The organism is Pseudomonas sp. PDM26 (genome assembly GCF_019219185.1).
Lineage (GTDB): Bacteria > Pseudomonadota > Gammaproteobacteria > Pseudomonadales > Pseudomonadaceae > Aquipseudomonas.
On sequence record NZ_JAHUWC010000010.1, the window covers coordinates 57,480 to 70,380 of the forward strand.

General features: G+C 61.0%; 10 protein-coding genes. 4 read left to right on the top strand and 6 right to left on the bottom strand.

What is annotated here, in order from left to right; all coding sequences use genetic code 11:
* The 4 genes from purH (at nucleotide 1) to KW849_RS19650 (ending at nucleotide 6,594) form a co-directional block, all read left to right on the top strand.
* On the top strand, nucleotides 1-1,608 hold the full coding sequence (purH, locus tag KW849_RS19635; RefSeq protein WP_218430915.1) for a bifunctional phosphoribosylaminoimidazolecarboxamide formyltransferase/IMP cyclohydrolase: 1,608 nt from the start codon (nucleotides 1-3) through the stop codon (nucleotides 1,606-1,608).
* A gap of 150 nt (nucleotides 1,609-1,758) precedes the next feature.
* The gene (gene purD / locus KW849_RS19640; protein WP_218430916.1) at nucleotides 1,759-3,054 is read left to right on the top strand and encodes a phosphoribosylamine--glycine ligase; all 1,296 of its coding nucleotides are present in this window, start codon (nucleotides 1,759-1,761) and stop codon (nucleotides 3,052-3,054) included.
* 100 nt (nucleotides 3,055-3,154) lie between these two features.
* Nucleotides 3,155-5,932, top strand: coding sequence for a hybrid sensor histidine kinase/response regulator (locus KW849_RS19645; protein ID WP_218430917.1), 2,778 nt, complete (start codon nucleotides 3,155-3,157; stop codon nucleotides 5,930-5,932).
* A 65-nt stretch (nucleotides 5,933-5,997) separates the two neighbouring features.
* The gene (locus tag KW849_RS19650) at nucleotides 5,998-6,594 is read left to right on the top strand and encodes a MarC family protein (protein WP_111284385.1); all 597 of its coding nucleotides are present in this window, start codon (nucleotides 5,998-6,000) and stop codon (nucleotides 6,592-6,594) included.
* An 84-nt stretch (nucleotides 6,595-6,678) separates the two neighbouring features.
* Here KW849_RS19650 and KW849_RS19655 read toward each other — a convergent pair whose 3' ends face one another.
* The 6 genes from KW849_RS19655 to cobG all read right to left on the bottom strand — a co-directional run bounded on the left by KW849_RS19655 (nucleotide 6,679) and on the right by cobG (nucleotide 12,785).
* Nucleotides 6,679-7,329: a hypothetical protein gene (locus tag KW849_RS19655; protein ID WP_218430918.1), complete on the bottom strand. Its 651-nt coding sequence runs from the start codon at nucleotides 7,327-7,329 to the stop codon at nucleotides 6,679-6,681.
* 57 nt (nucleotides 7,330-7,386) lie between these two features.
* Nucleotides 7,387-8,202, bottom strand: a complete 816-nt coding sequence (locus KW849_RS19660) for a hypothetical protein (RefSeq protein ID WP_218430919.1) — start codon at nucleotides 8,200-8,202, stop codon at nucleotides 7,387-7,389.
* Between the two features lie 207 nt (nucleotides 8,203-8,409).
* Entirely contained in the window at nucleotides 8,410-10,113 is a 1,704-nt protein-coding gene (gene cobJ / locus KW849_RS19665; protein WP_218430920.1) for a precorrin-3B C(17)-methyltransferase, read from the bottom strand.
* Nucleotides 10,113-10,844 carry a precorrin-2 C(20)-methyltransferase gene (locus KW849_RS19670; RefSeq protein ID WP_218431053.1) on the bottom strand — a complete coding sequence of 244 codons (732 nt, stop codon included), beginning with the start codon at nucleotides 10,842-10,844 and terminating at the stop codon, nucleotides 10,113-10,115. Before KW849_RS19670 ends, cobJ begins: the two co-directional genes overlap by 1 nt.
* Nucleotides 10,844-11,470: a precorrin-8X methylmutase gene (locus KW849_RS19675; protein WP_108218487.1), complete on the bottom strand. Its 627-nt coding sequence runs from the start codon at nucleotides 11,468-11,470 to the stop codon at nucleotides 10,844-10,846. The genes KW849_RS19670 and KW849_RS19675 overlap by 1 nt, the downstream gene beginning before the upstream one ends.
* A complete protein-coding gene (gene cobG / locus KW849_RS19680) occupies nucleotides 11,463-12,785 on the bottom strand; it encodes a precorrin-3B synthase (RefSeq protein WP_218430921.1) in 1,323 nt (440 codons plus the stop codon). Before cobG ends, KW849_RS19675 begins: the two co-directional genes overlap by 8 nt.
* Nucleotides 12,786-12,901: the final 116 nt, after the last annotated feature.

The following is a 12,901-nucleotide window of genomic DNA, read 5'->3' on the forward strand; positions in this document are numbered from 1 at the left end:
ATGACCGACCAGACTACCCGCCTGCCGATCCGCCGCGCCTTGATCAGCGTATCCGACAAGACCGGGATCCTCGAATTCGCCAAGGAGCTTGAAGCCCTGGGCGTCGAGATCCTCTCCACCGGCGGGACGTTCAAGCTGCTGCAGGACAACGGCGTTGCCGCAGTGGAAGTCGCTGATTACACCGGCTTTGCCGAAATGATGGACGGTCGGGTCAAGACCCTGCACCCGAAAATCCACGGCGGGATCCTCGGTCGTCGCGGTATCGACGACGCCATCATGAACGAGCACGGCATCAAGCCGATCGATCTGGTTGCGGTCAACCTGTATCCGTTCGAAGCAACCATCAACAAGCCAGGCTGCGACCTGCCGACCGCCATCGAAAACATCGACATCGGCGGCCCGACCATGGTTCGTTCGGCCGCCAAGAACCACAAAGACGTGGCCATCGTGGTCAACGCCAGCGATTATGCCCGCGTCCTGGAAAACCTCAAGGCCGGTGGCCTGACCTACGCTCAGCGTTTCGACCTGATGCTCAAGGCCTTCGAGCACACCGCCGCCTATGACGGCATGATCGCCAACTACATGGGCACCGTGAACCAGGCTGCCGACACCCTCAGCACAGAAGGTCGCAGCGAGTTCCCGCGCACCTTCAACAGCCAGTTCATCAAGGCCCAGGAAATGCGCTACGGCGAGAACCCGCACCAGAGCGCGGCGTTCTACGTGGAGGCCAAGCCTGCCGAAGTCGGTATCGCCACCGCGACCCAACTGCAAGGCAAGGAACTGTCGTACAACAACGTGGCCGACACCGACGCCGCGCTGGAATGCGTGAAGAGCTTCGTCAAGCCGGCCTGTGTGATCGTCAAACACGCCAACCCATGCGGCGTGGCCGTTAGCCCGGACGCCGAAGGCGGCATCCGTCAGGCTTACGAACTGGCTTACGCCACCGACACCGAATCGGCCTTCGGCGGCATCATCGCGTTCAACCGCGAGCTGGACGCCGAGACCGCCAAGGCCATCGTCGAACGTCAGTTCGTCGAAGTGATCATCGCTCCATCGGTCAGCGAAGAAGCCCGCGCCATCGTCGCCGCCAAAGCCAACGTACGCCTGCTGGCCTGCGGCGAGTGGTCGGCTGACCGTGCGGCGGCCTGGGACTACAAGCGCGTCAACGGAGGCCTGCTGGTACAGAGCCGCGACATCGGCATGATCGGCGCCGACGACCTGAAAGTAGTGACCAAGCGCGCACCGAGCGAGCAGGAAATCCACGACCTGATCTTCGCCTGGAAAGTCGCCAAGTACGTGAAGTCCAACGCCATCGTCTACGCCAAGAACCGCCAGACCATCGGTGTCGGCGCCGGCCAGATGAGCCGCGTGAACTCCGCGCGTATCGCCGCGATCAAGGCCGAACATGCTGGCTTGCAGGTTCAAGGTGCGGTCATGGCATCCGACGCATTCTTCCCGTTCCGCGACGGCATCGACAACGCGGCCAAGGCCGGTATCACCGCAGTGATCCAGCCGGGCGGTTCGATGCGTGACAATGAAGTGATTGCAGCAGCTGACGAGGCTGGTATCGCGATGGTCTTCACCGGCATGCGCCACTTCCGTCACTGACAGCACAGCACTCCCCCTGTAGGAGCGAGCTTGCTCGCAAAGAACGACTAGACGCCACAGTGTTTCAGACACCTCGCGTTATCGTTAACCACCATCGCGAGCAAGCTCGCTCCTACAGTTCCCAGATTTGCGTCATCCGAGGTTTTTGAAATGAATGTTTTGATCATTGGCAGCGGTGGCCGTGAACACGCCCTGGCCTGGAAAGTGGCTCAGGATCCGCGCGTGCAGAAGGTGTTCGTGGCTCCGGGCAACGCCGGTACCGCCATCGAAGCCAAGTGCGAGAACGTCGCCATTGACGTACTGGCGCTTGAGCAACTGGCAGACTTTGCCGAGAAAAACGTTTCCCTGACCATCGTTGGCCCTGAAGTGCCGCTGGTTGCCGGTGTTGTGGATCTGTTCCGCAGCCGCGGCCTCGATTGCTTCGGTCCGACCGCCGGCGCTGCGCAGCTGGAAGGTTCTAAAGCCTTCACCAAGGACTTCCTGGCTCGCCACAAGATCCCGACTGCCGACTACCAGAACTTCACCGAAATCGAGCCAGCTCTGGCCTACCTGCGTGAAAAAGGCGCTCCGATCGTGATCAAGGCCGACGGCCTGGCCGCCGGCAAAGGCGTGATCGTCGCCATGACCCTGGCTGAAGCCGAAGACGCCGTGCGCGACATGCTGGCGGGCAATGCCTTTGGCGATGCGGGTTCGCGCGTGGTCATCGAAGAGTTCCTGGACGGCGAAGAAGCCAGCTTCATCGTCATGGTCGACGGCAAGAACGTGCTGCCGATGGCCACCAGCCAGGACCACAAACGCGTCGGTGACGGCGACACCGGTCCAAACACCGGCGGCATGGGTGCTTACTCCCCGGCACCCGTGGTCACCGCCGACGTGCACAAGCGCGTCATGGACCTGGTGATCTGGCCGACCGTGCGCGGCATGGCCGAGGAAGGCAATGTCTACACGGGCTTCCTGTACGCCGGCCTGATGATCGACAAGGCTGGTAACCCAAAAGTCATCGAATTCAACTGCCGTTTCGGCGACCCTGAGACCCAACCGGTGATGCTGCGTCTGCAGTCGAGCCTGGTGCTGCTGGTCGAAGCCGCCCTGGCGCAGGCGCTGGATAAAGTAGAAGCGCAATGGGATCCACGTCCGAGCGTCGGCATCGTCCTGGCCGCTGGCGGCTATCCTGGTGATTACGCCAAAGGCGCAGCCATCAAGGGGCTGGATGCAGCCGCCGCACTGGAAGGCAAGATTTTCCACGCAGGTACTGCACTCAAGGATAGTCAGGTGGTGACGGCCGGTGGTCGTGTGTTGTGCGCCACAGCCATGGGTGCCAGCGTCGACGCTGCGCAGCAGCAGGCCTACAAGTTGGCGGCTACGATTGACTGGGAAGGCTGTTTCTATCGCAAGGACATTGGCTACCGCGCCATTGCCCGCGAACGCGGCGAGAATCAGGAATAAGGTAAACACCGCGCCAGGCAATGAACACGGTTCATTGCCTGGCTATTCCAGTACCGCGCATCGTTATATTCTGGCATCAACCTAACGAAGGGATTTCGCCGTGCGCTGGCTCAGGATTGCCATAAGCTTAACCGTCACTTTGCTGACCTTGCTCTGCATGCTACCGGCCCAGGCCGCGCAAGGCAGTGGCTGGGCGGTATTGCTCGACGAACAGGGCGACCTGCAACTGAGCGACATCCGTTCCGCACGCTATACCAACCAATTCAGCCCTATCGAACTCGACCGTATTACCGCGGCCGAACCCGATGGCGCGTTATGGTTGCGATTCAGGCTTGCGCCGGGTAACCACGAACAGTTGCTGCGAGTGTTCGCGCCCGACCTGCGCCAGTTCAACATGTACGTGCTGGACGGCGACAAGCTGATCGATCAATCCAGCACTGGCACCGGACAGCCGCAATCCGAGCGACCATTGCCCAGCAGCGACTTCATGCTGGCCCTGCCACAAAGCGACACCCCCCTCGACGTTTACCTGCGACTGGCCTCCGACCACCAGTTACGCCCCTATATCACCCTGCAATCGGCGATCCTCGCGGCTGCCAACCAGAACCAGACGCTGATCTATGGCCTGCTGTTCGGTTGCATCGCCATGTTGATCCTGCACAATCTCATCCGCTACACCTACACCCGCTCGCACAGCGCCCTCTGGTTGGCAACGTGCGAAGGGTTGTTGATGCTCAGCCTGCTGCTGTTGCTGAACCTCGCCGGCCCCTGGCTGCCGGACTGGCATGCACTGCAAACGCCGGGGGCTTACCTGGCATTGTTAATGACTGCGCCCTGCGGCCTGATGCTTGCCTATCGCTTCTTCTCACCGCTCGGGCCGCACCCGCTGAACCGCTTGCTGCTCGGCGAGATCCTGCTCATCACCGCCTGCGGCCTGATGCTGCTGTTCGTCAATACCTTGCCGCTGAACTTCATTACCTACGGCCTGGTAGCCTTGGCAGGCCTGACCATGCTGTTCATCAGCGCCCATCACTGGCAAAAAGGTTATCGCCCGGCTCGCCTCTTCGTGGCGGCCATGGTGGTGTTCAACCTCGGGACACTGATCATCCTGCCCGCTCTGTTGGGGCTGACCCTGATCGAACCCCATGGCCTGCTCACTACCTTGCTGGTGTTCATCTGCATCAGCGGCCTGCTGATGAGCATTGCATTGAGCGAGCGCCAGCGCCGCATCACCGAAGACCGTTTCAGCATCAGCCGTGACCTGGCGGCCAGCAACGCCGAGATCAACGCCAAGGCCGAGTTCCTGGCGAAGATCAGCCATGAAATCCGCACCCCGATGAACGGCGTCCTCGGCATGACCGAGCTGCTGCTGGGCACGCCGCTTTCGGTCAAGCAACGCGACTATGTGCAGACGATCCACAGCGCCGGCAACGAGCTGCTGACACTGATCAACGAAATTCTCGACATCTCAAAACTCGAGTCCGGGCAGATCGAGCTGGACGATGTGCAGTTCGACCTCAACGCGCTGATCGAAGACTGCCTGAGCATCTTCCGCGCCAAGGCCGAGCAGCAAAACGTCGAGTTGATCAGCTTCATCCAGCCGCAAGTGCCGCGGGTGATCAGCGGTGACCCGACACGCTTGCGCCAGACCCTGTTGAGCCTTTTGGAAAACGCCCTGAAAAAAACCGATGAAGGCGAGATCCTGATCGTCGTGGCGCTCGACGAGCGCAACAACAAACCACGCCTGCGTATTGCCGTGCAGGACAGCGGCGAGCCCATGGACGCCGAAGAACGCGACGCCCTGATGCAAGCCGAACTGCACAGCCGGCATTTCCTTTCGGCCACCCACCTGGGCGGCAACCTGGGGCTGGTGATTGCCCGCCAACTGATCCGCTTGATGCAAGGGGAGTTCGGGATCAAGAGTGGCAGCAACCAGGGCAGCACCCTGTGGCTGACCCTGCCGCTGGACCCGGATCGCCTCGAACACCCGACCTCCGACCTCGACGGCCCGCTGCAAGGTGCGCGGGTATTGGTGGTGGACGACAATGACACCTGTCGCAAGGTGCTGGTGCAGCAATGCAGCGCATGGGGCCTGAACGTCAGCGCCGCGCCTTCCGGCAAGGAAGCGCTGGCACTGCTGCGCACCAAGGCTCATTTGCGTGATTACTTCGATGTGGTCCTGCTGGACCAGAACATGCCCGGCATGACCGGCATGCAACTGGCGGCCAAGATCAAGGAAGACCCGAGCCTGAACCATGACATCCTGCTGATCATGCTCACCGGCATCAGCAACGCGCCGAGCAAGATCATCGCGCGCAACTCCGGGATCAAGCGCATCCTCGCCAAACCGGTGGCCGGCTACACCCTCAAGACCACCCTGGCCGACGAACTGACCCAACGCAACAAAGGTCTCGTCGCTACCCAGCCCGTGCCAAGCGGCCAGGTCCTGCCGGTCAAGGTCCCCTGCGACTTCCGCATCCTGGTGGCCGAAGACAACAGCATCTCCACCAAGGTGATCCGCGGCATGCTGAGCAAGCTCAACCTGCAACCGGATACTGCCTGCAACGGCGAAGAAGCCTTGCAAGCGATGAAAGCCCAGCGTTACGACCTGGTGCTGATGGACTGCGAAATGCCGATCCTCGACGGCTTCTCGGCCACCCAGCAATTGCGTGCCTGGGAAGTCAGCAACCAGCGGGTCCGAACCCCCGTGGTGGCATTGACCGCCCATATCCTGGCCGAACACAAAGAACGTGCGCGGCAGGCCGGCATGGACGGGCACATGGCCAAACCGGTCGAACTGTCACAGTTGCGCGAGCTGATCGAGCACTGGGTCGCCCAGCGTGACCAGCACAATCGCGCAACGACCCAACCGTCCTGAGCCGACAGACTGCACAACCCCTGATAGACTCCCCCTCGACTTCTCTCGCCAGTGAGCCCGGCACCATGCTCCATGTGTTGTTCAGCGTTTACCTGAAGATGCTGGTGCTCTACAGCCCATTCTTCGTGTTGTCCTGCTTCATCAGCCTGACCCGTGGTTATTCGCGCAAGGAACAGCGTCGGCTGGCCTGGAAAGTAGCGGTCGCCACCCTGGTCTCCAGTGTGCTGCTGTACTTGTTCGGCCGAGTGATTTTCAGTGTTTTCGGCATCACCGTGGATGCATTCCGCATCGGTGCAGGCAGTGTCCTGTTCATCTCGGCGCTGGGTATGGCACAAGGCAAATCGGCGGTACAGACCGACAACGTGCAGCAGGATGTGACCATCGTCCCGCTGACCATACCGCTGACCGTCGGCCCCGGCACCATCGGTGCCTTGCTGGTGATGGGCGTGAGCCAGCCGCATTGGGACGACAAGCTCACCGCCATTGTCAGCATTGCCCTGGCCAGTTTCACCGTGGGGGTGGTGCTTTATCTGTCCAGCCGCATCGAACGCATACTCGGCGATCAGGGCTTGCAGATTGTCAGCCGCTTGATGGGGTTGTTCGTGTGTGCACTGGCGGCGCAGATCATCTTCACCGGGGTCAAGGGCTATCTGGTGCCTTGAAGCGACGGTTTGTCCAACCCCGAAAACAAGGCCCTGCGCATCAATCACAGGGCCTTGTCTTTTATTGTGTGCAAAGCCTTTCAGTCAGGACTGGAGTTTGCGCACGAACACCTTGTTCGAATAAGCCTCGATTTTTTCGTGGACCCGTTTACGGTAGTTTTCAAACACCCGTCGGTTGAACACAAACACCCCGCCATTGGGAATGATCGCCAGCTCTCGATCGAACTCGCTCCACAGGAAAAAGTCGCGTTCAATCACGGTCGCGCCGTAGCGCAAGCCAAGCAGGCAGACGACCACTTCACCCGAGGCGAGCCGCTCGCAAGGCGCGCACTTGAGGATGCCCGAGCCGCCATTGGCGACATTGCCGCGAAAGAAGTCCCAGGCAAACTCATCCAGCCGCAACGCCTGATAGGTGTCCTCGAGGAGCTGGCCCAAGCGCTCCACGCCCAAGCGGCCAATCACACTGTAACTGGCGCTGAGTAATTGTCGGACACTCGAGACCAGGATCGGCTCGGCCGGAACGATGGTCTTGAGCGTGTATCCCGCCTTGAGCAATCGCCCTTGAAAATAGTCGAACCAGACCTTCCTCGACACCTGGCCCGGGTATTTCTCATTGGCCGCCAGTTCCGCGTACAACAGGCAGTCCTCTATATCCTGCTGGTCTTGCGAACTTACCCGCGGGGTAAAGGACAACAGGCAACCACCCACAATGACAGCATTAACAGACGCAGGCATATTTACCCCCTTACAGCCAGTGCCTTAATCGATTACTTTGATCAAAGCCTGTCCATCTTATTGATCTGTCAATTGTTTGAAAAGACCATCGGCAAATTGGTCGTTATAGGCATACACCATATTTTTCTTTCGTTCGAATGCACGCCGATTAAAGTTGCGCACACCGGCGCCCTGGAAAACCTGCAAACCTTGAGTCTTGTAAGTCACGAATAAAAAGTTTCCGTTATATTCCTTATCCACCAAGTCAAGGCCGCCCATCAACATGGCCATGCCACCACCTGGCGTCGTAATGCAAGGCACAGCCTTGAAGCTGACGACATCGTTTCTCTTGCTGCCGGCATCGACAATCTTCAGTGCATCCTTATCGCCCTTGAGCTTGCTGAAACCCGACGCCACCAGGTTCAGGACACTGCTCGCACCACCAGAAATGACGGTCTCCAATACCTGCAACACAGCCTCATTCATCGTGATGGTGAGCTGTTTGCTGACGTATTTCTTGTAGGTGAAGCTTTCCGTCACCCAACCCACTGCCAACAATGCCTCGTTGTACTTATGGTACCGATCTTCGTTGCTGGTTCCCTTGGGCAGGCGCCGGACCACCGCTTCAGCAAACTGCTGGCAGTCCAGCGCATCCTGCCTGTCATCCTCCGAAAGCGCCTGGTCGAACACCAGCAGCGAGGGCCCTATTACCGAAGTCCCAACACCTTGCGCCGACGAATCACTCGATGCTGCGCTCAGGATCGAAGCGGAACGCTTGGTCCGCCCCCGTGGCTCGACGTTTTTCAGTTCTGCCGCAATGTTTTCGAAATACTTGTCCTGCATGGCATCATCAAATGCGACTTGAGCCACTGGGCGAACATTCATATCAGTCATTTAAATTTCCATTTTATTAATAAGTCGCCTCATGCGACCACCTGAAAACTAAAGCACAGAGTTGAACCGGTCAAAGCAAAAACACTTAGAACTTATTTCAGGCGTTATTAGAAAATAAAAAAGCCCGCGACAACTTTCGTTATCCACGGGCCCTATCGTTAGTTGTTAACTTGAACATCAGCGACCTTTGAACAAAGCCGCTTTCACTCAGGTGGCTGGCTTGCTTGGGTACCAGCGCGGTGTGTAAATCCAGTCACCTCCGCCAACCCGCGGAAAAACACAAGTCAGGGATGAGCCAATCAATACCATGGTGCGCATGTCGACCTGATCCGGGGTCAACTGGCCAAGAGTGGTAACCCGCAGCGTCTGCCCCGGACGCCCGATGTCCCGGCCCAACACCACAGGCGTCTCGGGTACGCGGTGTCGGGCGACGATGTCCAGCGCCTGGCCCAATTGCCATGGCCGTGAACGCGAGATCGGGTTGTAGAAAGCCAAGGCCAGATCGGCTTGAGCGGCCAGGTCCAGGCGCTTTTCGATGATAGCCCAGGGCTTGAGGTTATCCGACAGCGACAGCACACAGAAGTCATGTCCCAGCGGCGCGCCGGCCTGGGCGGCAGTCGCCAGCGAAGCAGAGACGCCCGGCAGGATCTCGAGATCAACGTTGTGCCAATGGACATCGGTGGACTCGTGCAGCGCCTCCAGCACCGCCGCGGCCATGGCGAAAACCCCCGGATCCCCCGATGAAACCACCACCACCGAGCGCCCCTGAGCCGCCAGCTCGAAGGCGTGGCGGGCGCGTTGCATCTCTTCGCGGTTGTCGGTGCAATGCAGCACTTGATCGGCGCGGAACGGCCCGGCCATGCGCACGTAGGTTTCGTAGCCCAGCACGTCGGTTGCGCGAGCCAGTTCAGCCTTTACTGCCGGCACCATCAGTTCAGCAGCGCCCGGCCCGAGGCCGATCACTGCCAGCCGTCCACGCGGGCGGCCGATCTGCAATGGGTCCAGCGGCTGCTCCGCCACCGCAATGGCAACGGTGTCGCTCCCCAGCAGGGAAACGGGCTGGCCTATGGCAGTACGCAGACGTTCGCCAAGCACCTTCTCAGCGCCGGCAAAGCGCAACGCCACGCCCAATTCAAGCGCCGCCTCGCGTAACCCCGAACTGGCCATTTCGGTGTCGGCGGCCAGCAGGCAAGCCAGGGACTGCACGGCGATTTTTGCCTGATGCAATGCCTCGCGCACCGCCGTCGCGACGTTCACCAGGCCAGTCTCCACAGCGACCGCCACATTGCGCGGGTAGATCAACAGTTCGTTGGCAGCAGGTGCCCGCTCGGCATGACTGACATGCACCGCCAATCGGGCCTGCGCATTTTCGGGCAACTGCGCCCGCGCCAGCCACGGGGCCTCACCCTCAATGCGCACCGCTTCCCCGGCGAGCAAATCGGAGACGAAACGCTTGCCCAGTTCCAGATCGCCCAGGGCATAGCCGCTGGGCGGGTTGAGCAGGCACGTGCCGAAACGCAACTCACCGCTGGTGGTGATCGCCGCAGCGACGTCAAGCGCGGCGGCAATTTCCCGCGCCATCACATTCACCCCGCCGAGACCGCCCAGCAGCGGCACCACGGCGCTACCGTCTTCAGCCACCGCCAATACCGGTGGCTCGGCGCCCTTTTCCAGCAACAAGGGCGCCAGCGTGCGGATCACGATCCCGGCCGCGCACAGGGCAATGATCGGCGTGCCCTGTTGATAGAGCTCGCGCAGGGTTGCACCGAATTCGTGATAGACCCGATCCGCGCCTTCGACCCGTTCGGCCAGGCCATGGATCAGGGCTTCGGGGTACACCTGCTGGATGCTGCGCGCGGTAGCGAGGCTGCCATTGCCGAGAATGACAATCGCCGGAACTGGACGGGTCATCAGCCTTGCCACCTTTCGCCGGGAACGATGATCAACGAGAAATACGGCGAGGACATCGGCTCGACCTGATCCAGCGGCACGATTTTCTGATTGGCCATGGTCGCGCGTTCGACGTACAGCGCACGCTCGGCCAGGCCGAGTTCTTCGAGTACCTGACGGACCTTGGGAAAGTTGCGTCCCAGCTTCATGATCACCGCCGCATCGGCATCGGCCAGGCGACGCTTGAGTTCGTCGTGCGGCAGTACGCCGGACAGCACCGACAGGCTTTGATTGCGATACACCAGCGGTGCACCGAGCACCGAGGCGCCACCAAGCATCGAACACACACCGGGCACGACTTCAGCCTGATAGCGCTCGGCGAGCCGGTCGTGCAGGTACATGTAGGAGCCGTAGAAGAACGGATCACCCTCGCAGATCACCGCCACATCACGGCCCGCGTCGAGATGCGTGGCCAGTTCTTGTGCAGCGTCATCGTAGAAGTCGCTGATCACTTGCTCGTACGACAGCGGTGCCGGCAAGGCTTCGGTGGTCACCGGGTAAACCAGTGGCAACAAATTCTGTGCGTCTTGCAGGTGCGCTTCGATGATGCCAAAGGCGTTGCCCTTCTTGCCCTTGGCGACGAAGTACGCCACCACCGGGGATTCGCGCAGCAAACGCAGGGCCTTGACGGTAATCAGTTCCGGATCACCGGGGCCGACGCCGAGGCCGATCAAACGTCCAGGTTGCTGCATCATTCGATCTCCGTGGCGAGGGCATTGACGGCGGCGGCGGCCATGGCGCTACCGCCCAGGCGACCCTGCATGATGACAAAAGGCACGCCACGGCTGTCAGCCGCCAGCGCTGCCTTGGATTCGGCTGCGCCGACGAAGCCCACTGGAAAACCGAGGATCAGCGCCGGTTTCGGCGCACCGGCGTCGAGCATTTCCAGCAAATAAAACAGCGCCGTCGGGGCGTTGCCGATGACCACCACGCTGCCTTCCAGGTGCGGGCGCCATAGTTCCAGCGCGGCGGCGGAGCGGGTGTTGCCCAGCTCGCGAGCCAGTGCTGGAACACTGTCATCGCGCAGGGTGCAAATCACTTGGTTGTTCGCCGGCAAGCGTGCGCGGGTCACGCCTTCGGAGACCATCCGCGCATCGCACAGGATCGGCGCACCGGCTGCCAGCGCATCGCGCCCCGCCTTGCCCGCGCCTTCGGAAAACTGCAAACCGTCGATGGCCTCGACCATGCCGCAGGCGTGGATCACACGCACCGCGAGTTTCTCCAGATCGGCCGGGATGCGGTCGAGGTTGGCCTCGGCGCGAATGATCGCGAAGGAGTTGCGATAGATCTCCTGACCGTCGCGGATGTAATCAAGCATCAATGGGGCTCCGTGAGCGGGCGTCGAGCAAGGCCGCGACCGCTTCAATAGTAAGGTTGCGTGCGTGTAGCGCGCCGAAACCCGGCTGCGCTGCATCGCGTAAATAGAGATCGTAGTGACCGTGGGCGACGGCCAGCAAGGTGACGGGCGCCGTATGCGCGGCGGCGCAGGAACGCGGGCAACCGCTCAAATGTACGTTCGGCGCTTGTCCGTGACGCTGCAGCAATTCGGCCAATTTCAGGGCATCACCCTTGGTCTCGGCCAACCCCTTGGCGCATCCGTTGGAACCGGTGCAGGCGATCAACCGGGACAATGGCTGATCGGCTTCGCACTGCAAGCCCAGACAATGCAATTGCCGAATGACCTCGGCGGCGTTTTTCGCGTGGACATTGGGCAGCAGCAGGCTTTGCCAGGGTGTGAAGCGCAGACTGGAATCACCGAACTCGCGTGCCAGTTGCGCCACACCCCGCAGCATCGTCGGATCGAGCCGACCCAGCGGCGGGACAGCCCCCACATAGACAACACCCGGCTCGGCCTGGGGATGTGCGCCGATGTGCACATCACTGGCGCCCGAAACCCGCTGCCAGCCGACAACAGCTTGCATCGACACTCGCTCAGCCAACCGAAGCAGTACGAACTCGACCGAGTATTCGGCCAGCAAATGACGCATCCGCGTCTGCTCGGGACGCGCCAGGTCCAGGAACAACTCAAGGACCGCGACCACCAGAGCGTACCCGTCAGCCAGCGCAACCGAACCGGCGGGGCTGTCCGTCGGGCATCCCGTCAGACCGAACGCCAGCCGTCGCTCGCCATCTTGCTCAAACGCCGAGAGCCACAGGTCATGGGGATGTTCGAGCATCGCCAGGTCTTCACCGCCATCGAGCTGCACGGCGAACTTGGCACTGAGGTCGTGGAACGCTTCGTGGCCTTGCAGTGTGGCGAGGATCTGCCCTGCCAGTGGGCGAGTGTCGAACAGCATGCGCAGGTCGATCCCGGCGCCGGGGCTGAGCATCAGGTTGCGCACATCGTCGCCAGCCGCGTTCTGCGGCCCCAGATCGGCCGCCAGCAGGCTGTCGATCAACGCCGCTTGTTCGCTGCCAATGCCGCGGATCTGCAGGTTGGCCCGGTTGGTCGCCTCGATCGCTCCGCTGGCGTAACGCTCGGCCGCAGACGCCACGGCCTCGGCCTGGTCGCTGCTGATCGAACCACCGTTCAACTTGATCCGGCAGATGCCGCCATCCAGTGCAGGCACAATACGCAGCAACCCCGGGCAGGCCGAGGGGCGTAAGGCAGAGGACAGCGGACGTTCGTTCAAGGCGGACCCGTTCAGGTGGCGAGGCGATTCACGGCGAAAGTGCGCGGTATTATGCCTGCTTTGCTTCGCTGCATGAAAAGACTCCGGTCGGGAAGAGAAGGCAGTCAGCTCAAGGA

Bases quoted from the DNA above. Each gene is read 5' to 3' on its own strand.
- cobJ (WP_218430920.1), bottom strand. From the start codon at position 10,113: ATGACCCGTCCAGTTCCGGCGATTGTCATTCTCGGCAATGGCAGCCTC.
- purH (WP_218430915.1), top strand. From the start codon at position 1: ATGACCGACCAGACTACCCGCCTGCCGATCCGCCGCGCCTTGATCAGC.
- purD (WP_218430916.1), top strand. From the start codon at position 1,759: ATGAATGTTTTGATCATTGGCAGCGGTGGCCGTGAACACGCCCTGGCC.
- KW849_RS19655 (WP_218430918.1), bottom strand. From the start codon at position 7,329: ATGCCTGCGTCTGTTAATGCTGTCATTGTGGGTGGTTGCCTGTTGTCC.
- KW849_RS19660 (WP_218430919.1), bottom strand. From the start codon at position 8,202: ATGACTGATATGAATGTTCGCCCAGTGGCTCAAGTCGCATTTGATGAT.
- KW849_RS19675 (WP_108218487.1), bottom strand. From the start codon at position 11,470: ATGCTTGATTACATCCGCGACGGTCAGGAGATCTATCGCAACTCCTTC.
- KW849_RS19670 (WP_218431053.1), bottom strand. From the start codon at position 10,844: ATGCAGCAACCTGGACGTTTGATCGGCCTCGGCGTCGGCCCCGGTGAT.
- KW849_RS19650 (WP_111284385.1), top strand. From the start codon at position 5,998: ATGCTCCATGTGTTGTTCAGCGTTTACCTGAAGATGCTGGTGCTCTAC.